Source organism: Streptomyces sp. NPDC002889, from assembly GCF_042888425.1.
Taxonomy (GTDB): Bacteria; Actinomycetota; Actinomycetes; order Streptomycetales; family Streptomycetaceae; genus Streptomyces.
In genome coordinates this window covers 1-21,579 of sequence record NZ_JBIAPT010000032.1, presented here as the reverse complement: position 1 = coordinate 21,579, position 21,579 = coordinate 1, and the positions used below count along the sequence as shown (strand labels likewise).

Annotated in this window: 19 protein-coding genes; 10 read left to right on the top strand and 9 right to left on the bottom strand. The window is 71.0% G+C overall.

Annotation, left to right across the window (positions count from 1 at the left end):
* Positions 1-79: 79 nt before the first annotated feature.
* Positions 80-925, top strand: a complete 846-nt coding sequence (locus ACFYWI_RS33775; RefSeq protein WP_389239594.1) for a chaplin — start codon at positions 80-82, stop codon at positions 923-925.
* Positions 926-1,037: 112 nt separating this feature from the next.
* Here ACFYWI_RS33775 and ACFYWI_RS33770 read toward each other — a convergent pair whose 3' ends face one another.
* Positions 1,038-1,226 carry a DUF5703 family protein gene (locus ACFYWI_RS33770; protein WP_389239593.1) on the bottom strand — a complete coding sequence of 63 codons (189 nt, stop codon included), beginning with the start codon at positions 1,224-1,226 and terminating at the stop codon, positions 1,038-1,040.
* A 47-nt stretch (positions 1,227-1,273) separates the two neighbouring features.
* On the opposite strand from ACFYWI_RS33770, the gene ACFYWI_RS33765 reads away from it, so the two are divergent.
* A complete protein-coding gene (locus ACFYWI_RS33765) occupies positions 1,274-1,933 on the top strand; it encodes a hypothetical protein (protein ID WP_389239591.1) in 660 nt (219 codons plus the stop codon).
* A gap of 131 nt (positions 1,934-2,064) precedes the next feature.
* Here the strand turns inward: ACFYWI_RS33765 and ACFYWI_RS33760 are convergent, their stop codons facing one another.
* Positions 2,065-4,278, bottom strand: a complete 2,214-nt coding sequence (locus tag ACFYWI_RS33760) for a helix-hairpin-helix domain-containing protein (RefSeq protein ID WP_389239590.1) — start codon at positions 4,276-4,278, stop codon at positions 2,065-2,067.
* On the bottom strand, positions 4,275-5,258 hold the full coding sequence (locus ACFYWI_RS33755; RefSeq protein WP_389239589.1) for an aldo/keto reductase: 984 nt from the start codon (positions 5,256-5,258) through the stop codon (positions 4,275-4,277). Before ACFYWI_RS33755 ends, ACFYWI_RS33760 begins: the two co-directional genes overlap by 4 nt.
* Before the next feature lie 129 nt (positions 5,259-5,387).
* Here ACFYWI_RS33755 and ACFYWI_RS33750 point away from each other — a divergent pair, with 129 nt between their 5' ends.
* The 3 genes from ACFYWI_RS33750 to ACFYWI_RS33740 all read left to right on the top strand — a co-directional run bounded on the left by ACFYWI_RS33750 (position 5,388) and on the right by ACFYWI_RS33740 (position 9,148).
* Entirely contained in the window at positions 5,388-6,437 is a 1,050-nt protein-coding gene (locus ACFYWI_RS33750) for an LLM class F420-dependent oxidoreductase (RefSeq protein ID WP_389239588.1), read from the top strand.
* A gap of 337 nt (positions 6,438-6,774) precedes the next feature.
* Positions 6,775-7,560, top strand: a complete 786-nt coding sequence (locus ACFYWI_RS33745) for a ferritin-like domain-containing protein (protein WP_389239587.1) — start codon at positions 6,775-6,777, stop codon at positions 7,558-7,560.
* A gap of 73 nt (positions 7,561-7,633) precedes the next feature.
* Positions 7,634-9,148, top strand: a complete 1,515-nt coding sequence (locus ACFYWI_RS33740) for a hypothetical protein (protein ID WP_389239586.1) — start codon at positions 7,634-7,636, stop codon at positions 9,146-9,148.
* On the opposite strand, the gene corA is transcribed toward ACFYWI_RS33740, so the two are convergent.
* Entirely contained in the window at positions 9,145-10,137 is a 993-nt protein-coding gene (gene corA, locus ACFYWI_RS33735) for a magnesium/cobalt transporter CorA (protein ID WP_389239585.1), read from the bottom strand. The two genes, ACFYWI_RS33740 and corA, sit on opposite strands and share 4 nt — an antisense overlap.
* 82 nt (positions 10,138-10,219) lie before the next feature.
* Between corA and ACFYWI_RS33730 the strand changes: the two genes are divergently transcribed.
* The 5 genes from ACFYWI_RS33730 to ACFYWI_RS33710 all read left to right on the top strand — a co-directional run bounded on the left by ACFYWI_RS33730 (position 10,220) and on the right by ACFYWI_RS33710 (position 14,817).
* Complete coding sequence (locus ACFYWI_RS33730; RefSeq protein ID WP_389239584.1) at positions 10,220-10,924, top strand: histidine phosphatase family protein; 705 nt, start codon at positions 10,220-10,222, stop codon at positions 10,922-10,924.
* 87 nt (positions 10,925-11,011) lie between these two features.
* Positions 11,012-11,602, top strand: a complete 591-nt coding sequence (locus ACFYWI_RS33725; RefSeq protein WP_389239583.1) for a DUF3090 domain-containing protein — start codon at positions 11,012-11,014, stop codon at positions 11,600-11,602.
* The gene (locus ACFYWI_RS33720; protein ID WP_389239582.1) at positions 11,566-12,384 is read left to right on the top strand and encodes an SCO1664 family protein; all 819 of its coding nucleotides are present in this window, start codon (positions 11,566-11,568) and stop codon (positions 12,382-12,384) included. Before ACFYWI_RS33725 ends, ACFYWI_RS33720 begins: the two co-directional genes overlap by 37 nt.
* 103 nt (positions 12,385-12,487) lie before the next feature.
* Positions 12,488-13,717 (top strand): cysteine--1-D-myo-inosityl 2-amino-2-deoxy-alpha-D-glucopyranoside ligase, encoded by a 1,230-nt coding sequence (gene mshC / locus ACFYWI_RS33715; protein ID WP_389239581.1) that lies wholly within the window; start codon positions 12,488-12,490, stop codon positions 13,715-13,717.
* Positions 13,718-13,845: 128 nt separating this feature from the next.
* Positions 13,846-14,817, top strand: coding sequence for a superoxide dismutase (locus ACFYWI_RS33710; protein WP_389239580.1), 972 nt, complete (start codon positions 13,846-13,848; stop codon positions 14,815-14,817).
* Positions 14,818-14,876: 59 nt separating this feature from the next.
* Here the strand turns inward: ACFYWI_RS33710 and ACFYWI_RS33705 are convergent, their stop codons facing one another.
* From ACFYWI_RS33705 to ACFYWI_RS33685, 5 genes are all read right to left on the bottom strand, one after another.
* Positions 14,877-15,902, bottom strand: coding sequence for a PAC2 family protein (locus ACFYWI_RS33705; RefSeq protein WP_389239579.1), 1,026 nt, complete (start codon positions 15,900-15,902; stop codon positions 14,877-14,879).
* Between the two features lie 348 nt (positions 15,903-16,250).
* Positions 16,251-17,855, bottom strand: coding sequence for an FAD-dependent oxidoreductase (locus tag ACFYWI_RS33700; protein ID WP_389239578.1), 1,605 nt, complete (start codon positions 17,853-17,855; stop codon positions 16,251-16,253).
* Positions 17,856-17,861: 6 nt separating this feature from the next.
* Positions 17,862-19,385, bottom strand: a complete 1,524-nt coding sequence (glpK, locus tag ACFYWI_RS33695) for a glycerol kinase GlpK (protein WP_389239577.1) — start codon at positions 19,383-19,385, stop codon at positions 17,862-17,864.
* A gap of 36 nt (positions 19,386-19,421) precedes the next feature.
* Entirely contained in the window at positions 19,422-20,192 is a 771-nt protein-coding gene (locus ACFYWI_RS33690) for an MIP/aquaporin family protein (protein WP_389239576.1), read from the bottom strand.
* Between the two features lie 256 nt (positions 20,193-20,448).
* On the bottom strand, positions 20,449-21,213 hold the full coding sequence (locus ACFYWI_RS33685) for an IclR family transcriptional regulator (protein WP_389239575.1): 765 nt from the start codon (positions 21,211-21,213) through the stop codon (positions 20,449-20,451).
* Positions 21,214-21,579: the final 366 nt, after the last annotated feature.

Here is a 21,579-nt window from a genome sequence, read left to right as displayed (position 1 = left end):
GCACTCCGGGGCCGTCGGGCATTCCGACCCCGGGCATGACGTCCGGGAATTTCTGAAGCGGGAAGGCAGAGAATCACCAATGCGACAGTTCACGCGCAAGGGTCTGATCACCATGGCGGCCGCGGGCGGCGTACTCGCCATCGGCAGCAGCTATGCCCAGGCGGATGCCGGGGCATACGGAGCAGCATCGAATTCGCCGGGTGTGGCGTCCGGGAACGTGGTCCAGCTTCCGGTTCACGCTCCCGTCAACGCCTGCGGGAACACGGTCAATGTCATCGGGTTGCTCAACCCGGCGGCCGGCAACGCCTGCGGCAACGGCTCCGGATCGGACGGCGCAGCGAACGGCGGCGGCTCCTCCGCCGACGCGCAGACCAGCAACTCTCCCGGCATCGCCTCGGGCAACGTCATCCAGGCGCCGGTCGACGTCCCCGTGAACGCCTGCGGGAACACCGTCACCATCGGCGGCCTCGGCAACGCGGTCACGGGCAACGCCTGCGGCAACGGTGCCGACACGACGCCCGAGACCCCGGAGGAGCCGGGTAACCCGGAGGAGCCGGGCAGCCCCGAGGAGCCGGGCAACCCGGAGGAGCCCGGTAACCCGGAGGAGCCGGGCAACCCGGAGGAGCCGGGCAACCCGGAGGAGCCCGGTAACCCCGAGGAGCCGGGCAACCCCGAGGAGCCGGGCAACCCCGAGGAGCCCAGCAACCCCGAGGAGCCCGGGACCCCGCCCGGCGTACCGACCACGCCCGTGACGCCGGTCACCCCGGATGTGCCGAACGTCCCGGGTACGCAGAACACCCCGCCCAAGGCCGTCGACCAGCTCGCCGAGACCGGTGCCGGTCCGCTCGGCATGCTGGCCCCGGCAGGTGCCGGTCTGCTGCTGGCGGGAGCGGTGATGTACCGCCGCGCCCGCGCCTCCGCGTAACCGAACGGTCACCGCGGTATCGAGCCGCGTGAAGCGGTGCGGAGCGGTACAAAGGTGCATGAGACGGAGCGGGTCCCGCAGTCGCGGGGCCCGCTCCGTCCTGTCCACTCGGTCACCAGGTGGCGCGTACCTGGCGGATGATGCGCCGGCGCAGCCGCACCCTGCGGCTGCCGTCCCGGTGCAGGCTCAGTCGGTCCAACTCCCAGTGCCCGTACTCGGCATGGTCGGTCAGCAGACGAACCGCTTCCTGGCGGGAGACCCCGCGCGGCACATACACGTCGACAAATTCGTATTCCGGCATCGCATCTATTGTGCGGGCACAGCCCTGCTACGGATAGCGTCTGCTCTATGTCTGATGCTGCGCAGCCCACGGCTGCCGAGGTACGTGCCGCCGCCGAGGCGGTCAAAGCCGCACTGGACCGCCACCTCGAGGCGGTCGAGAACCGCACGGGAGAGGACGACCCGGCCGTCTACGACGCCTTCAACATCCTCGCCGCCGCGGCGGAGGCGTACGACGAGCGGCTCTACGACCGCTACGACGAGGTCACACCCTTCGAGATCCCCGGCGCGGACGACTCGCTGCCGCCGTACGCGGGACCCGAGGAGCCGAACGCGCTCAGTGTGCTGATCCGTCGGGACTACGCGGTGGTGGAGCCGCAACGGCTGCTCGCGCAGGCGCAGCGCATCGCCGACCTGGACCCCGACGACGACCGCCCGGCGAACGCCCCGGTCGTCGGCGGCAGCGTACACGCCGCCCTCGGCGTGCTCTTCGGGGAGTACGAACCGGACGAAATCGCTTCGCGGCACAAGGAGTTCGGGCTCGAGGAGGGCGACTCCACACTGTGGGTGTCGGCCGCGGACGAGCTGCCCGAGCCGGGCGAGTGGCTGAGTACTCCCTTCGACCAGGCGGACCCCGAGCGGGTCGTCTGCCGCTTCGATGTCAGCTCGGTCTTCGACGAGGAGGACCTGCGCGAGGACCTGGGCGATCTCGGCGAAGCGGAGTCCTGACCGGCCCGCCCCACGTCGCCTGCGTCCCGGACGGTTCCGTACGACTCGGGCCCCGATGCTGCCCCACCTGTCGGCCCCGGGCCAGGAACGACTCTCGCAGTCGTCCCCGGCCCGGGGGTCTTTGGCCGCGCTCAGTCCTGCGGCGCCAGCAGCCCCTCCAGCAGGGCCCGCAGCCGGGTGGTGCGCGCCGGATCCGCGACCTCGGCCACCGCGTGCGCAAGCGCCTGGTCCACGCCGTGCACCACGGACAGATGCCGCTCGCCGCGCCCGAAGGCGGTGTACACCCAGGCTCGGCTCAGTTGCTGGACCGCGTCCATGGGCAGGACCACGACCACCGCGGGCCACCGCATCGCCGCCGCCTGGTGCGCCGTCAGCGCCCAGCCGTGCCGCAGGGCGGATTCGACCCGCCCCCTCGGCACGACGACGGGCGAGCCCTCGCAGTCGAGGTGCAGACCGTCCGCGTCCGCCGAGACGACCGTGCCTGTCAGCGTCCGGCCCGGGGCCTGGACGTAGGCCACGCGGTCGCCCGCGTCGAAGCCGCCGAAGCGGCCGGGGCCCGGGTTCAGGCGCTGCTTGAGCGCCGCGTTCAGTGCGCGCGTGCCGGCCGGGCCGCCGTGCCCGACCGTGATCACCTGGGTCTGCTCCGCCGGTACCCCGATGGCCCGCGGCACCGAGTCCGCGACCAGCTGCACCGTACGGTGCACCGCCTCGCCCGCGTCCCGCACCGGGACGATCACGACTTCCTTGCCGGGAGCCTCGACCTGGCTCAGCTCACCGATGCCGATGCCCGAGACCAGTTCGCCGATCGGGCCCGCATCGGGTGTGCGGGACGCGATCTGCGGGCACACCCGGGCGGCCAGAACATCCGCGAACACCCGACCCGCTCCGGGCGGCCCCAGCACGCCGGGATCGCCGCTGAGCACCAGGCGACTGCCGTCCGGCATCGACTCCACCAGCATCGCCGCGCTCTCCACGTCCAGCTGCGGTGCGTCGAGCACGACCAGCAGATCGAGGTCGAATGAGCCGTCCGCGTCCCGGCCGGGACCGGCCGCGCCGCTCAGCAGCGCGGACACGCTGACCGCGTCCGCGGCGGAGCCCAGCCTGCGGCGGCTGTTGTCGCCGTGGACGGCCACGACCCCGCGCAGCCCCAGTCCGCGGGCGCTCTCGGCGAGCGCGACCGTCTCCGCCCGGGCCGCCTCGCCGCCCGTGTGCACCACAAGACCGTGCGCGCCCGCGGCCCGGACCAGCTCGGGCCCCTGCCAGGCGTCTTTCGGTCCGGTCCTGATCAGCCGGGCCAACCCGTCCGCGAGGCTCTCCTCGGCCATCGCGTACCGGTCGAGCCCCAGCAGGACCGGCACCGGGGCGGCCTCCTGCCCGGCAGTCTCCTCCTCGGTGTCCCGCTGTTCGACGCTCCCGGTCTCGTCCAGGCCGTCCTGGAACACGAGGACCGCGCCGTCGGCCACGGCACACCGCACGGCGTCCTCAGGGCTGGGCACCGAGAGCTCGGCGAGCGCCGAACGCAGCTGTGACGCCTCCAGGGCGGTGTGCCCCCGCAGCGCCGCACGCTCGAGCAGCCAGGTCACGAGCGCCGAGGCGCGCCGTTCGTCGCCGGGGCCGCACTCCGCGCCGAGCAGGGCCCGTGCGAAGCCGTCCGCCTGCTCGGGCCGGACCCCGGGCACGGCCAACAGCTGCCACGGGTCCGCCGCCAGCACGTCCGCCGCCGACTCCCCGAGCACCTGCGCGACCTGCGCCGCGAGTGCCTCGGGCGCACCGCCGGCGGCCAGTACCGCCCGTACTGCCGTCACCGTCTCGGGGGCGGCGGGCGTGGGCTCGGGCGACGGCTCGGGGACGCTGCTGCGGACGGGCGCGGCCGCGGCCGGAGCGGGCCTGCGGGGTGCGGGCGCATCCGCGGTGGGGGTCCCCCCGGCGGAGCGAGCAGGAGAGTCGAAGTAAGTGGATCCGGGCTTCTCACCGCTCTCCACGGCGCGTACTGCCGCGAGCAGATCGGCGGCCGTGCCGCGCAGCTTGCCGCCGCTTTCGATGGGCTCGTCCCGCTCGGCCTTGCGCTGCTCGATCCGGGCCCGCACCTCCCGCTGCGCGGCGAGCTCGGCCTCCGTCTCACTCACCCCACCGCCGCCGCCCGCGTCATCGGCGCGTTCGACACCTTCGGTGCCCGTGGCGTCCCCGGCCTCCTGCGCGCCGGCGTCCCCGGCCTCCTCCGGGTCGGCGTTCCCGGCCTCCTCCGCGCCGGCGGCCACCGCCTCCTGCGGGTCGGCGGCGGGGTCCCGGGCCTCGGTGTCCTCGGCCGCGGATCCGGGGGACGTCCCCCGGGAAGGCACAGTCACAACGTGCTCCAGTCCTGATCGGGATAGCGGTGCACGGGCGCCGACACATCGTCGAGCGCCTGGCAGATCTCGTCAGGAAGACTAAGGGCCTCCACCGACAACGCCTCGGTGAGCTGCTGCGCGTTGCGCGCCCCGACGATCGGGGCAGTGACGCCCGGCCGGTCCCTGACCCACGCCAGCGCCACTTCCAGCGGTGTCGCGGCCAGCCCGGCCGCGGCCGTCGTGACCGCGTCGACGATGCTGCTCGCCGCATCGTCGAGATACGGCTCCACGAACGGCGCCATGTGCTCCGACGCGCCCCGCGAGTCGACGGGCGTCGCGGTGCGGTACTTCCCCGTGAGCACCCCGCGGCCGAGAGGTGACGACGGAAGCAGGCCCACCCCCAGGTCCAGCGCGGCCGGCAGCACTTCACGCTCCACCCCGCGCTGGAGCAGCGAGTACTCCATCTGGGTGCTGGCCAGCCGGGTATGCGCACCGGGCGCGGCCAACTGCCAGGTCGCGGCCTTCGCCAGCTGCCAGCCGCAGAAGTTCGACACCCCGGCGTACCGTGCGCGCCCGCTGGTGACCGCAATGTCGAGGGCCTGCAGCGTTTCGTCCAGCGGAGTTCCGGGATCGAAAGCATGCACCTGCCACAGGTCGACATGGTCCGTCCCGAGCCGTTGCAGCGAGGCGTCCAGTGCGGCCAGCAGATGCCCGCGCGAGCCGTCGAAGCGCCGGTCCGGGTCGGGCACGCTGCCCGCCTTGGTGGCGATGACGAGATCGCGCCGGGGCACCAACCGCTCGACCAGCCGGCCCAGCAGATACTCGGCGTCCCCGCCGCCGTAGACATCGGCGGTGTCGACCAGCGTCCCGCCGGCCTCCCAGAACACCTTGAGCAGATCGGCGGCGTCGTGTTCATCGGTGTCCCGGCCCCAGGTCAGGGTGCCGAGTCCGATCCGGGACACGCGCAGGCCGGTGCGGCCGAGATGCCTCTGTTCCATGGGGGCTGAGATTACTGGCCACAGGCGCACCCCGGATGAGCCTGTGGACAACCTCCCCCTGCCGGATCCCGCTCACCCGCGCTAGAGTCCCCGCACAGGGACGTTACTGATCAGTAAGAGGGAGCGGTTATGCGGCTCGGCATCAACCTCGGCTACTGGGGCGCGGGGATGGACGGCGACAATCTCGCGGTCGCGCAAGAGGCCGACAGGCTCGGCTACGACGTCTGCTGGGCCGCAGAGGCTTACGGCTCCGATGCTCCCACGGTGCTCACGTGGGTCGCCGCCCAGACCGAGCGCATCGACGTCGGCTCCGCGATCATGCAGATCCCGGCGCGCCAGCCGGCGATGACCGCCATGACGGCCGCCACCCTGGACTCACTCTCCGGCGGCCGCTTCCGTCTGGGCCTCGGTGTCTCGGGCCCGCAGGTCTCCGAGGGCTGGTACGGCGTCAAGTTCGACAAGCCGCTCGCCCGCACCCGTGAGTACGTCGAGATCGTGCGCAAGGCGATGACCCGCGAGCGCCTCTCGTACGACGGTGAGCACTGGACCCTCCCGCTGCCCGGCGGCCCCGGCAAGCCGATCAAGCTGACCGTGCACCCCGAGCGCGAGCACATCCCGCTGTACATCGCGGCCATCGGCCCCAAGAACCTCCAGCAGACCGGCGAGATCGCCGACGGCGCCCTGCTGATCTTCCCCTCGGCCGACCACCTCGAGGAGACCGCGATCACGCACATCCGCGCGGGCCGCGAGAAGGCCGGCAAGACCATGGACGGCTTCGACGTCTGCCCGACGCTCCCGCTCGCGGTCGGCGACGACGTGACCGGCCTGGCCGACATGTTCCGTCCGTACACCGCCCTGTACGTCGGTGGCATGGGCAGCCGGAAGCAGAACTTCTACAACCAGCTCGCGCAGCGCATGGGTTACGAGAAGGAAGCCGCCGAGATCCAGGACAAGTACCTGTCCGGCGACAAGGCGGGGGCGGCCGCGGCGGTCCCGCACCAGTTGATCGACCAGACGGCGCTGCTCGGCCCGGTGGAGCGCATCGCCGAGCGGATGCAGGCCTATGCGGCGGCCGGTGTCACCACCCTGACCCTCGCCCCGGCCGGTTTCACGCTCGACGAGCGGCTCGCCGCGCTGCGCGCCGGCACCGAGGCCATGGAGCGCGCGGGGCTCGCATAGCGCCCGGCCGAAGGCCGAACCGCTTGTCCGTCGACGGGCGCTGCCGGAGGCTGTCCGGCCGGCGGCCTGCGCGGGTGGCCGGAGCCGGTGTGAGCCCCCCGGGGCCGAGCCCGTGCGGGGAAGCCGTCAAGGAGAGTCTGCGGCCGTGGTGGGGGCTCGGGGGTCTTCCCCGCCACGGCCGTTACGCCCTACAACGCGCGACGGTCCCTTCCGGTTACTCCCCTCGTGTCACGGCCTTCCTTCGCCCGTTCGGCCCAGTGGTCCGACCCACCTGTTGCCCCGTGCGGCGTCTCGCATTTGACTCGTTCTTTGCGGACGCCTTCATGGAGGTGCAGTGATGCTCTCGGCCCGAAGCCTGTTCCAGGAGATCATCGACAACGACGACTCCTTCCAGTTGTTCTGCTCCATCGCCGCCAGCGGCGAGACCCAGGGCGGTTGGGAGAACGGTCGGATCGCCGCCCTTGTGCCCGAGAGCATGCGCGGGCTCGCACCCAAGATCAGCAGGCACGGCGCCGACGAGGACAAGCACGGCCGGATCTTCGACGCACTGCTCAAGCGGCGCCACCTGGAGCCGGTGCCCGTCCCGCCCGAGACGGACTACACGTTGCTGCTGGAGCGGCACGGCATCGGGCTCGCCCATGAGAAGCTGCGCCGCGACGAGCAGTTGAGCGTCGAGGACATCGTCGTCTACCTCTCGCACAGCCGGGTCACCGAGCAGCGGGCAGCCGATCAGATGGACATGCTGGTCAAGCACTTCGGTGACCACCCCGAGCTGGGCCGTGCCATCCGGATGATCTGTGACGACGAGGACAACCACCTGGCCTACTGCCACGAGGAGTTGCTCCGTCTCGCTGCCGCCGGACACGGCCGTACGATCCACCGTGTGCTGCGGGAGAGCGCGCTCACCGAGATCAAGGTCTACCGCGATGTGAGCCTGGCCGTGATGGGCCACATGGGCCGGCTGTTGCAGTGGCCCAAGGTCAAGTCCGCGGCGCTGGCCGCAGGTATAAACGGGATGTACGGCTACGAGCGGCTCGGCGGCTGGCACCGGATGGTCAGCCTCCGGATGCCGGAGCGTCGCGGCGCCCTGGACGGACCGGCCACCCCCGCGCCCGCCTTCTGACCCGGCGGGCCCGCTCGTCCGAGTGCCGCACTCCGAATTGCCGGGTGCGGGGCCCGGTAGCAGCGTGGTCCGCATGACGCAGACCCCCGCTGTGGCCCCAGGTCCGGGCATGACGGAGTCCCGGCCCGGCATCGAGCGGCCGGCCCGGCGTGACCTTGTGTGGCCGGCGGTGGTCGCCGCGGCGTACACGGTGATCCAACTGGCGCTCGTGGTCCCGGGGACGGGGCTCGGCTGGGACGAGACGGTGTACGTCAGCCAGGTCACCCCGGGGACCGATGCCGCGTTCTTCAGCGCGCCCCGCGCCCGGGGCATCACCTACCTCGTCGCGCCGCTCACGGCCCTGACCTCGTCCGTCGAAGCACTGCGCGTCTACCTGGCGCTGCTGTCGGGCGCCGGACTGTTCCTCGCGCTGTCGGTGTGGCGACGGCTGCTCCCCGCACCCGTACTCGCTCTCGCCGGTGCGCTGTTCGGCGGACTCTGGATCACCCTTTTCTACGGTCCGCAGGTCATGCCCAATCTCTGGGTCGCGCTCGGAGCGCTCTTCACGGTCGGCTGCTTCCTGCGGGCCGCGAGGGACCCGTCCGACCGCGCCGCCCTCCTCGCTCTCGCCGCAGGCGTGGCGTTCGTCGCGCTCATGCGGCCCGCCGACGCCTTCTGGCTGGCCGTGCCGCTCGCCGCCGTCGCGCTCGTCCTTGGGGCAGGGCGGCGCCCGGCCCTGCTGCTGGCCCTTGCCGCGGGCGCGGCGATCGGCTGCGCCCCGTGGATCGTCGAGGCGTACCTCAGCTACGACGGCCTGCTCGCGCGGCTGCGGCGAGCGAGCGAGATCCAGGGACACCTGGGCCCCCACCTCGCCGTCGACGACCAGGTGCGCTCACTGGACGGGCGGTCGCTGTGCCGCCCGTGCGATGTGCCGTGGCGGCGGCCGGTCACCGCGTTGTGGTGGTTCGTCCTGCCGCTGTTCGTGGCCGGCGGCTGCGCCGTGGCGATGCGTACCCGGCAGCGGTCCGCCGTCCTGGTGCCGACGCTGACCGGTGTGTCGCTGGCCGTGCCGTACCTGCTGCTGATCGACTACGCCGCCCCGCGCTTCCTGGTGCCCGCCTACGCGCTGCTCGCGCTGCCCGCGGCGTTGTGCCTGACCCGGCTCGCGGGATTCGCGCGGCCGCGCCCGCAGCTTGCCGCCGTTCTCGCCCTGTTGCTGGCGGGACATCTGGCGATCCAGTACTCCGTCCTGAACGGCGCCGTCTCGCGCAACCGCGCCAACAGGCTGGTGTTCGACCGGATCGCCGCCGAACTGCACCGCCAGGGAGTGCGTGCTCCCTGCGTGGTCAGCGGGGCGGAAGCGCCCCGGATCGCCTTCGTCACCGGCTGCGCCTCGCGGCAGACCGGCGGCCACGACGGCAGCATCACCCCGGCCGGGCTGGCCGCACTCGCCCGTGAGCGACCGACGGCCGTCGTCGTGACGGGGGAGACGGGGCCACCGGCATACGCCCGCGGCTGGCGGCTCCGGTGCCTCCCGGATCTGCTGGGTGTGCACAATTCCCGCGTCTTTCTGGCACCGTCCGCACGGCCGGCGGAAGTCAGGTCCTAGAGCCAGCCGCGGCGCTTGAACAGCCGGTAGAGGCCGAAGACCGCGCCGGCCATCACCAGGATCACGGCCGGGTAGCCCCACTTCTGCTGCAGCTCCGGCATGTACTCGAAGTTCATCCCGTAGACCCCCGCGATCATCGTGGGGACCGCGGCCATCGCCGCCCACGCCGAGATCTTGCGCACATCGTCGTTCTGCCGCACGCCCATCTGGGCGAGATGGGCGGACAGGATGTCCGACAGCAGCCGGTCGAGCCCCTCCACCTGTTCGTTCGCTCGCGTCAGATGGTCGCTGACATCCCGGAAGAACGGCTGCGCATGCTCGTGCACGAACGGCACTCCCGCGCTCGCCAACCGCTCCATGGGACCCGCCAGCGGCCCGGTCGCCCGGCGGAACTCCAGCAGCTGACGTTTGAACGTGTAGATCCGTGCCGCGGTGTTGCGCCGGTCCCCGCCGTTCGGCGCGAATACGTCCGCCTCCATCTCCTCCAGGTCCACCTGGAGCTCGCCCGCCACCTCGATGTAGTGGTCGACGACGGTGTCGCTGACCGCGTACAGGACGGCCGTGGGGCCGTGCTTGAGCACGTTCGGATCGGCCTCCAGCCGCATCCGCACGGCATGCAGCGGCGTGCTCTCGCCGTGCCGGACCGTCACCACGAAGGAGTCACCGATGAAGACCATCACCTCGTCGGTGCTGACGGTGTCGCTCTCCGGCTCGTAGACGACGGGTTTGAGCACGACGAACAGCGAGTCGTCGTACACCTCCAGCTTGGGCCGCTGATGCGCGGTGAGCGCGTCCTCCACGGCCAGCGGGTGCAGACCGAACTCGCTGCTCACGAGGTCGAACTCCTTCTCCGTCGGCTCGTGCAGCCCGATCCACAAGAACGCGTCCCCGCTCGCCCGCGCCTCGTCGAGCGCGTCGGAGAGGTCCTCGGGCTCTTTGGCGCGGCGCCCGTCCCGGTAGATGGCACAGTCCACAATCACGGCGCGCATTCTTCCCTGCCCGGGCCCCGGGCGCACCCCCACCGGACACCGCCCACCGGCTCGGAGAGCCTCCCCTAATAAGCTGACCGGCATGGCCACGCTGATCCTCGTACGCCACGGACGTTCCACCGCCAACACCTCGGGGGTGCTCGCCGGCTGGACGCCGGGTGTCCTCCTCGACGAGCGCGGCGCCGAACAGGCCGCCGCCCTGCCGAAGCGGCTGGCCGGGGTGCCGCTCGTCGCGGCAGTCACCAGCCCGCTGGAGCGCTGCCGGCAGACCCTGGAGCCCCTGCTGGACGCCCGCCCCGAGCTCAAGCCGGTGAGCGATGAGCGGATCGGGGAATGCCACTACGGCGACTGGTCGGGCCGCAAGCTCGCCGAGCTCGCAGCCGAACCGCTGATGGAGGTGGTCCAGCACCACCCGTCCGCGGCGACCTTCCCCGGGGGCGAGTCGATGCGGGCCATGCAGGCGCGCGCCGTCGAGGCCGTACGGGACTGGAACGCGACGATCGATGCCGAGCACGGCGAGCACGCCGCGTATGTGATGTGCTCGCACGGAGACATCATCAAGTCATTGGTGGCGGACGCCCTCGGGATCCACCTCGACATGTTCCAGCGCATCCATGTCGAGCCGTGTTCCATCACCGCGATCCGCTACACCCGCACCCGCCCGTTCCTCCTGCGCCTCGGTGACACCGGCGACTTCGCCTCCCTCGTGCCGCGCGACAGCACGGAGGGCGGCGAGGACGGCGACAGCGGGGCAGCTGTCGTCGGAGGCGGCGCGGGCGCACCGTGATCGCTTCCCGCAGTAGGGTGGACGGGCCGAAAAGCTCAATATCGCTCGACCGCAGTCGATCCCGACCGATCCCAAGGGAGACAGAACGTGTCCCGTCAGGTGTTCCTCTACGACCCGCCGGAACGCTTCGTGGCCGGTACGGTCGGGCTGCCTGGCCGCCGTACGTTCTTCCTGCAGGCTTCGGCCGCCGGGCGCGTGACCAGCGTCGCCCTGGAGAAGACCCAGGTGGCCGCGCTCGCCGAGCGCATCGACGAGCTGCTGGACGAGGTGGTGCGCCGCACCGGGGGCAACGCTCCTGTACCGGCCGTGGCCCCCGCCGATGTGTCCGACACCGCCCCGCTCGACAACCCCGTCGAGGAGGAGTTCCGGGTCGGCACGATGGCGCTCGCCTGGGACGGTGAGGAACAGCGCATGATCGTCGAGGCTCAGGCGCTCGTGGAGCTGGACGCGGACTCCGAGGAGGATCTCGCGGAGGCCGAGGAGCGACTGCTGCAGGACGAGGAAAACGGCCCGCCGATGCTGCGTGTGCGACTGACCGGGGCCCAGGCCCGGGCCTTCGCCAAGCGCGCCCTGGACGTCGTGAACGCCGGCCGGCCACCGTGCCCGCTGTGCAGCCTGCCGCTCGATCCGGAAGGACATGTATGCCCGCGCCAGAACGGATACCGACGGAGCGCCTGACGGCGGTGGACCTGCTCACCAAGGGCGAGCTCACCGTACTCGGGCAGGTCCGCGAGGCGTCCAACGCGGTGCTGTACTGCTCGGTTTCGTACGAGGGCCAGGAAGCCACCTGCGTCTACAAGCCGATCGCGGGGGAGCGCCCGCTGTGGGACTTCCCGGACGGGACCCTCGCACAGCGGGAGGTCGCGGCGTACGAGCTCTCCGAGGCGACCGGCTGGGGACTGGTGCCGCCCACCGTCCTGCGGGACGGCCCGTACGGCCAGGGCATGGTGCAGCTGTGGATCGAGGCCGACGCCGAGGCGCCCCTGCTGGCGCTCGTCGAGGACGAGGAGGCGGGCGAGGGCTGGAAGGCCGTCGGCACGGCCGACGTCGGCGAGGGGCGCACGGCACTCCTGGTGCACGCGGACGACGCACGGCTGCGGCGGCTCGCGGTGCTCGACGCGGTGATCAACAACGGTGACCGCAAGGGCGGCCATCTGCTGCCGGCGCCGGACGGCACGCTGTACGCGATCGACCACGGCGTCACGTTCAACGTGGACGGCAAACTGCGCACCCTGCTGTGGGGATGGGCGGGCGAGCCCCTGCCCCCGGAGGTGGTCTCGACACTGACGACCGTGGCCGGGGCCCTGGCCACGGGCGCACCGCTTGCCACCCGGCTGGCGGAACTGCTCACCGCGAAAGAGGTGAGCGCGCTCCGCGACCGGGTCGCGGCCCTGCTGCGCACGGGCACGCACCCGATTCCGTCGGGCGAGTGGCCCGCGATCCCCTGGCCCCCGGTGTAGCCCGCCGCCTCAGCACAGCGCGCATCTGCCCGCAAGAGTGCCCAACCGGCCAGGATCGTGATCCGGTTCGTATGCGGAACTGGCGTCCGGTTACGCTCATGACATGCATGCCTGGCCCGCTTCTGAGGTCCCCGCCCTGCCCGGCAAGGGCCGCGACCTCCGGATCCACGACACCTCGACCGGCGCTCTTGCGACCCTCGAGCCCGGTCCCGTCGCCCGTATCTACGTCTGCGGCATCACACCGTACGACGCGACCCACCTGGGTCACGCGGCGACCTACAACGCGTTCGACCTCGTTCAGCGCGTGTGGCTCGACACCAAGCGGCAGGTTCACTACGTCCAGAACGTGACGGACGTGGACGATCCCCTGCTCGAGCGTGCGATCCGCGACGGGCACGACTGGACCGAACTCGCCGAGCGCGAGACGGCCCTGTTCCGTGAGGACATGACCGCCCTGCGGATGCTGCCCCCGCAGCACTACATCGGTGCCGTCGAGGCGATACCGGGGATCGTTCCGCTCGTCGAGCGGCTGCGGGACGCGGGCGCCGCCTATGACCTCGACGGCGACGTCTACTTCTCCGTCGAGGCCGACCCGCACTTCGGTGAGGTGTCGCGTCTCGACGCCGAGGTCATGCGCGCACTGTCCGCCGAGCGCGGCGGCGACCCGGACCGGCCCGGCAAGAAGAACCCGCTCGACCCGATGCTGTGGATGGCCGCCCGCGACGGCGAGCCGAGCTGGGACGGCGGCTCCCTCGGCCGCGGCCGGCCCGGCTGGCACATCGAGTGCGTGGCCATCGCCCTCGACCATCTCGGCATGGGCTTCGACGTGCAGGGCGGCGGCTCCGACCTCGCCTTCCCGCACCACGAGATGGGTGCCTCGCACGCCCAGGCCCTGACCGGCGAACACCCGTTCGCCAAGGCGTATGTGCACGCTGGCATGGTCGCCCTGGACGGCGAGAAGATGTCCAAGTCCAAGGGCAACCTGGTCTTCGTCTCCACGCTGCGCCGAGACGGTGTCGACCCGGCCGCGATCCGCCTCGCCCTGCTCTCGCACCACTACCGGGCGGACTGGGAGTGGACCGACTCCGTGCTCGATGAGGCGGTGGCGCGGCTCGGGCGCTGGCGCGCGGCCGTGTCCCGGCCCGACGGGCCGTCCGCCGACGCCCTGGTCGAGGAGATCCGCGACGCGCTCGCGAACGACCTCGACGCCCCCGCGGCACTCGCCGCCGTGGACCGCTGGGCCGCTGCTCAGCACGATCAGGGCGGCTCCGACGAGGGTGCGCCCGGCCTGGTCTCCCGCGCGGTCGACGCGCTGCTGGGCGTAGCCCTGTAGACCTCCGGTGCCGGGCGGGCCCGCGCCCGTCCGGCACCCCTTCCTCCGCTTCTTGATTCGCACTCCAGGGACACCAGGCGTGTGATGGGGTGGTTGCGTCTGTCGATGTTTTGTCGGAAGGACGCACCATGGAACGTTCCTTCGCACGCAGAGAGATCCTCGGCGCGGCGGCCGCCCTCGGCGCGGGCGCGCTGCTCGGGCCGTTGGCCGGGGCGGCGGAGGCTGCCGGACCCGCCGAAGCCGGCGGCGCCTGGCCCACCCGCTTACTCCTGCCCGACGGCTTCCGGCCCGAGGGCATCGCCATCGGACGCAGTCCGTACGCCTACTTCGGATCGCTCGGCACCGGAGATGTGTACCGGGCGAGTCTGGCCTCCGGCCGCGGCCGGGTCATCAGCAAAGGACTGGGCGCCGGACGTTCGGTTGTCGGGCTGAAGATCGACCGGCAGGAGCGGCGGCTGTTCCTCTCCGGCGGTTTCAGCCGGGAGATCAGGGTCGCCGACGCCCGCACCGGGGAGATCGTCAGGAACTTCGGCGTCGGTGCGGCCGACTCGATGGTGAACGACGTGATCCTCACGCCCGGCGCCGCCTGGTTCACCGACTCCTTCCAACCCCAGCTCTACCGGCTGCCGTTGGACCGGCACGGCGAGCCGGGCCGCGAAGTGGCCACCGTAGCGCTGAGCGGCGACTGGGAGCAGGGCACCAACTTCACGGCCAACGGCATCGAACGGACGCCGGACGGAAGCGCCCTGCTGGTGGTGAACGCCGTGGCGCAGGGCGGCTCGCTGATGCGGGTCGACCCGCGCACGGCCGTCGCCCGCAGGGTCGACCTCGGCGACCTCACCATCCCCTTCGGGGACGGACTGCTGCTGCTCGGCCGGCATCTGTACATCGTCCAGCAGCAGCGGAACCAGATCGATGTGGTCCGGCTGAACGACTCCGGGACCAAGGGCACGGCGATCGCGCGGATCACCGACCCGCGCTTCCGGATCCCGACGACGGCCGCGGCCTGGGGTCACCGGATCTATCTGCCCAACGCCCGCTTCGATGTGGAGCCCACACCCGAGACCGAGTACGACGTGGTGGCGGTCGACCAGGTCTGAGGACCCGGACATGACAGCGGGGTGGTGCCGGTCCGGCACCACCCCGCTCGTCGTATCGCTCAGTCCTCGGACGAATCCGGTGCCTCGCCGTCGTCGTCGCTCCCGGACTCGCTCCCGGACTCCGTGGCCGAGTCCGGCTCCGGCCGGGGCGGCTTCGGCGGCCGGGTGCGCCCGCTGGAGGTGTCCCGCAGATAGGAGCCGTCGCCGCTCTCCGTGGCGTGACCCCCCGGAGCCTGGCCCGGGCCTCCGTCCCGCCGCCGCAGATAGCGCTCGAACTCGCGGGCGATGGCCTCACCGGTCGCCTCGGGCAGCTCCGCGGTGTCCCGTGCCTCCTCCAGCGTCTGGACGTACTCGGCCACTTCGCTGTCCTCGGCGGCCAGTTGGTCCACACCCAGCTGCCAGGCCCGGGCGTCCTCCGGCAGTTCGCCGAGCGGGATACGCAGACCGATGAGGTCCTCGAGCCGGTTGAGCAGCGCCAGCGTCGCCTTCGGGTTGGGAGGCTGCGACACATAGTGGGGCACCGCGGCCCACAGACTCACCGCGGGAACTCCCGCGTGCGTGCACGCCTCCTGCAGGATGCCGACGATGCCGGTCGGCCCCTCGTACCGCGTCTCCTCCAGATCCATGGTCCGCGCCAGGTCCGGGTCGGAGGTGATCCCGCTGACGGGCACCGGCCGGGTGTGCGGGGTGTCGCCCAGCAGCGCGCCCAGGATCACCACCATCTCGACGCCCAGCTCATGGGCGAAGCCGAGGATCTCGTTGCAGAACGAGCGCCAGCGCATGGACGGTTCGATGCCGCGGACCAGCACCAGGTCGCGCGGTTTGTCACCGCCGATACGGACCACGGACAGCCGTGTCGTGGGCCAGGTGATCTTCCGTACCCCGCCGTCCAGCCACACGGTGGGCCGATTGACCTGGAAGTCGTAGTAGTCCTCCGCGTCGAGCGCCGCGAACACCTCGCCCTTCCACTCCCGGTCCAGGTGTGCGACCGCGGTGGAGGCGGCGTCGCCGGCGTCGTTCCAGCCCTCGAACGCGGCCACCATGACCGGGTCGATCAGCTCGGGAACCCCCTCGAGCTCGATCACCCAGTGCCTCCTTCCGAAGTTCCCTTTCGTACACGCCAACCTTACGGCTTACGGGGCCTGGCTCCGCAGCCCCCTTGCACGTCCGGGTGCACTTCCGGGCGGCACGGGTCCCGATCGCAGTCGGGCCTTCTTCCGTGTGTCCGCACGATCCGGGAGATCTTCCCGGCGAACCGCCGCGGTGTCTCGATCCGCTGCGATCGGTTCAGGCCGGAACCGCCGGAACACCGCGCGGGAGCCGAGGGTCTTGCCCCGGCATTCGCCGAGCGACGCGGCCGCGCAGTGACTGCCCTAGGGCATGAGCAAGGGGCGACCCCCCCGAGGGCCGCCCCTTGCTCATCGCTCGTGCGACTACTTGCCGAGCAGATCCTCGACCTTGGCGCGGATGTCGTCCGTCGCGAGACCACGGATCGTCAGCGTCGTACGGCGGCGCAGCACATCGTCCGCCGTCTCGGCCCACTCGTGGTCGCGCGCGTACACGACCTGGGCCCAGATCTCCGGCGCGTCCGGGTGGATACGCTCCGCCAGCGCCGGGTCGTCGTTGGCCAGGCGCGCGATGTCGAACGACAGCGAGCCGTAGTGGGTGGCCAGATGACGGGCGGTGTCGGCAGCCATCCGCGGGCCGGGCGCCGGACCGTCTATCAGCAGCCGGTGCGCGACCGCGTTCGGGTTGGAGATGCCCGGAAGCGGCAGCTTCTTCGGCAGGTTGGCGATGGGCTGCATGTCGTCCGCGAGCGGACGGCCGGGCAGTTCGGCCAGCTTGTTCATCACCGTACGGCCGATGTGGCGGAACGTCGTCCACTTTCCGCCGGCCACCGACAGCATCCCGCCGCTGCCCTCGGTGACGACCGTCTCGCGCTTGGCCTTCGAGGTGTCGCCGGGACCGCCCGGCAGCACCCGCAGACCGGCGAACGAATACGTGATCAGATCGCGCGACAGCTGCTGGTCGCGGATCGAGAACGCGGCCTCGTCCAGGATCTGCGTGACGTCCTTGTCGTTGACCGCGACATCCGCCGGGTCGCCCTCGTACTCCTCGTCGGTCGTACCGAGCAGCAGCATGTCCTCCCAGGGGAGGGCGAAGGTGATGCGGTACTTGTCGATCGGGGTGGCCAGCGCCGCCTTCCACGGGGCGGTGCGCTTGAGCACCAGGTGCGCGCCCTTGGACAGACGGATGGAGGGAGCCGCGTTCGGGTCCTCCATCTTGCGCAGGTGGTCGACCCACGGTCCGGTCGCGTTCAGCACCAGACGGGCCGTGACACCGAACTCGGTGCCGTCGGTGCGGTCCTTGAGCTCGGCACCGGTGACCCGACCCTTGGTGAACCGCAGCCCGGTGACCTCGGCGTGGTTGAGGACCGTCGCGCCGGCCTCGACCGACGCGCGGACCGTCATCAGCGCCATCCGCGAGTCGTTCATCTGGTCGTCGCCGTACACTGCCACGGCCTTCAGGTTCTCCGTACGCAGCTCGGGCACGTCACGCGCGGCCTTCGACGCGGAGATGACGTGACCGACGCCGTCACCGAACGCGGAGAGCGCGGAGTAGGCGAAGACGCCCGCACCGAGCTTGGCCGCGCCGTGCGGGCCGCCCTTGTAGACCGGCAGGTAGAACGTCAGCGGGTTGGCCAGGTGCGGTGCCACCTGACGCGACACCGCGCGCCGCTCGAAGTGGTTTTCGGCGACCAGCTTGACCGCGCCGGTCTGCAGATAGCGCAGACCGCCGTGGAGCAGCTTGGAGGAGGCGGAGGAGGTGGCGCCGGCGAAGTCGCCGGCGTCCACCAGAGCCACCCGCAGCCCGGACTGCGCCGCATGCCAGGCGGTGGAGATGCCCAGGATGCCGCCGCCGATCACCAGGAGATCGTAGGTCGCCTTGGAAAGCTGCTCCCGAGTCTCGGCGCGGCTCGGGTGGGAGCCGGAGGCCGGGTGCGTCCCGAGTGCGGGGACGCTCTGCAGGGTGGTCATCTTTTCTTACTCCTCGTCCTCGATCCAGCTCATGGTCCGCTCGACGGCCTTGAGCCAGCTCTTGTACTCGCTGTCACGCTTGTCAGCGTCCATTGCGGGGGTCCACTCGGCGGCCCGGCGCCAGTTGGCACGCAGGGCGTCGGTGTCCGGCCAGAAGCCGACGGCCAGGCCGGCGGCGTAGGCAGCGCCGAGGCAGGTCGTCTCGGCGACCATGGGGCGCACCACGGGTGCGTCCAGGAAGTCCGAGAGCGTCTGCATCAGCAGGTTGTTGGAGGTCATGCCGCCGTCGACCTTGAGTGCGGCGAGCTCGACACCGGAGTCCTTGGTCATGGCGTCGGTGATCTCGCGGGTCTGCCAGGCGGTGGCCTCGAGAACGGCGCGCGCGATGTGCGCCTTGGTGACGTACCGGGTGAGGCCGGCGATCACACCGCGGGCGTCGGAGCGCCAGTACGGGGCGAACAGTCCGGAGAAGGCCGGTACGAAGTACGCGCCACCGTTGTCCTCGACCGAGGACGCGAGGGTCTCGATCTCGGGGGCGCTGCTGATCAGGCCCATCTGGTCGCGCATCCACTGCACCAGCGAACCGGTGACGGCGATGGAGCCTTCCAGGGAGTAGACCGCCGGCGCGTCGCCGATCTTGTAGCCGACGGTGGTGATCAGGCCCGAGTACGAGTTGATGATCTTGTCGCCGGTGTTCATCAGCAGGAAGGTGCCGGTGCCGTAGGTCGACTTGGCCTCGCCCTCGGAGAAACAGGTCTGGCCGAACAGGGCCGCCTGCTGGTCACCCAGCGCGGAGGCGACCGGGATGCCGTCCAGGACGCCGCCCTTGACGTGCCCGTACACCTCGGCGGAGGAGCGGATCTCCGGCAGCACGGCGGCCGGGACCTCCATGGACTGCAGGATCTTCTCGTCCCACTCCATGGTGTGCAGGTTCATCAGCATGGTGCGGGAGGCGTTGGTGACGTCGGTGACGTGGTGACCGCCGTCGACACCGCCCGTGAGGTTCCAGATGACCCAGGAGTCCATGGTGCCGAAGAGGATGTCGCCGCGCTCCGCGCGCTCGCGCAGCCCCTCGACGTTGTCCAGCAGCCAGCGGACCTTGGGGCCGGAGAAGTAGCTCGCCAGCGGAAGGCCCGTCTCGCGACGGAAGCGGTCCTGGCCGACGTTGCGGCCGAGATCCTTGCAGAGCGCGTCGGTGCGGGTGTCCTGCCAGACGAGGGCGTTGTGGACGGGCTCACCGGTGTTCTTGTCCCAGAGGACGGTGGTTTCGCGCTGGTTGGTGATGCCGATGGCGAGGACGTCGGCGGCGGTGATGCCGCCCTTCTCGATGGCGCCCGCCACGACTTCCTGGACGTTGGTCCAGATCTCGGCGGCGTTGTGCTCGACCCATCCCGGCTTCGGGAGGATCTGCTCGTGCTCCTTCTGGTCGACGGAGACGATCCGGCCGTCCTTGTCGAAGACGATGCAGCGGCTGGAGGTGGTGCCCTGGTCGATGGCCGCGATGAACGGGCCGGCGTGTGCGTCAGTCACGGTTGCTCCTGGAGGTCTGTGAGAAGGACGTACGGCTCAGGCGAACGCGATGTTGTAGATACCCGCGGCTATCGCGGCACCGACGAGCGGGCCGACGACCGGGATCCATGCGTAGCCCCAGTCGGAACGGCCCTTGTTGGGCAGCGGGAGCAGGGCGTGCACGATGCGCGGGCCCAGGTCACGGGCCGGGTTGATGGCGTAGCCGGTCGGACCGCCGAGAGACAGGCCGATGGAGACGACCACCAGGGAGACGATCAGACCGCCGAGGAGGCCCAGACCCTTGCCGCCGTCGTTGAGGCCGAAGGAGAGGACCGCGAGCACGAGCACCACGGTGCCGATGATCTCCGTCAGGAGGTTCTGCACCACGTTACGGATCTCCGGGCCGGTGGAGAAGACGCCGAGAACCGGGCCGGCCTTGCCTTCGACCGGCTTCTCGGCCGGGTCGCCGACGATCTCGGGGTCGGTCAGGTGGGCCTGGAACTGTCCGTAGTACGTCACCCAGACCAGCGCCGCGCCGATCATGGCACCGAGCATCTGCCCGGCGAAGTAGACCGGAACGTCCGACCAGTCGCCGCTCTGGATGGCGATACCGAGCGTGACGGCCGGGTTCAGGTGTGCCCCGGAAAGGCTGCCGGTCATGTAGACCGCGGTGAGCACCGCGAAGCCCCACCCGAAGGTGACGGCCAGCCAGCCCGCGTCGCGGGCCTTGGAGCTCTTGAGGGTGAGGGCGGCACAGACGCCGCCGCCGAGCAGGATGAGAACGGCGGTACCGATGGTCTCGCCGATGAAGATGTCGGAGCTGGACACCCGCGACTCCTTTGTCCTTCGTCCAGGGGAAGGCGAACCCCGGGTCCCTCCGGTGGTTCGCGCCCTCGGGAGATTGAGAGCGATGCCCTCGGGATGAGAGCGATCCCGGCCCTCGGCGTCGTCACACCCTAACGTGTATTGCCGTTAGGTGTTCGACAATGTCGACCGGTGAACGGCAGTTTTGCCCTCCGGTTAACACGACGTCAAGGGTTGTGTCCGCGATAACCCGATCGTTATCGAAGGCGGGGCAAAACGATCAGAACCGTCCCGCGCCCAGATCACGGGAGACCGCGCGGGCGCAGTCCCGTACGGCCGCGACCAGCTCGGAACGCAGCTCCTGGCCGTCGCAGACCCTCTCCACGGCGCCCGTGATGGCCACGGCGCCCACAGGCATCCTGCGCCGGTCATGGATGGGCGCGGCCACCGCGGCCACGCCGTCCCAGGTCTCTTCCACATCGGCCGCCCAGCCGCGCGCCCGTGTGTGGTCCAGCAGCGACTCGAACTCCGTCAGGTCGGTGACCGTACGAGGGGTGAACTCCCTGCGGTCGACCTCGAGGGCCTCGGTGTGCGCCACCGGGTCGAAGGCCACGAGCACCTTGCCGAGGGCGGTGGAGTGCAGCGGCTGCATGGCCCCCACCTCCAGGACCTGGCGGCTGTCGTCGGGCCGGAAGACGTGGTGGACGATGAGGACGCCGTGCTGGTGCAGTACGCCCAGATGGACGCTCTCGCCGCTGGAGCGGGCGAGATCGTCCGTCCAGACCAGGGCCCGGGCCCGTAGCTCGTGGACGTCCAGATAGCTGTTGCCCAGCCGCAGCAGCTCGGCGCCGAGCTGGTAGCGGCCGGAGGCGGGGTCCTGCTCGACGAAGCCTTCCGCCTGGAGTGTGCGCAGGATGCCGTGGGCCGTTCCCTTGGCCAGATCCAGCGAGGAGGCAATGTCGGACAGGCCCAGTCGGCGCTCTCCGCCAGCGAGCAGTCGCAGCATCGCTGCTGCCCGCTCGAGTGACTGGATGTTCTTCGCCATCGCCTCGGCCCTTCTCCCCAACGGTTCGACAATGCTGAACACTATCGGTCGATGCCGACCTTGGTCATCGCAGAGCGAGTATCTCGCGGCCGTCGGCCTCCAGAAACCCCCGGAACATCTTGCCGTCCGCCCCGTGGGACGCCTCCGCCCGTCCGCCGCCCGCCCGGCTACTCTGGCTGAGTGCGCCTCCCACCGGGGGACGCAAAGCCGACAGCCGTCGCACTCCAGGGAGTACATCCATGGCCTCGTTGCCGACCCCTTCCGCTGACAGCCGGACCCGGATCGAAGCGCTGCGTGAAGCGCTGGCCACGCGTGTCGTCGTTGCCGATGGTGCGATGGGCACGATGCTCCAGGCTCAGGATCCGA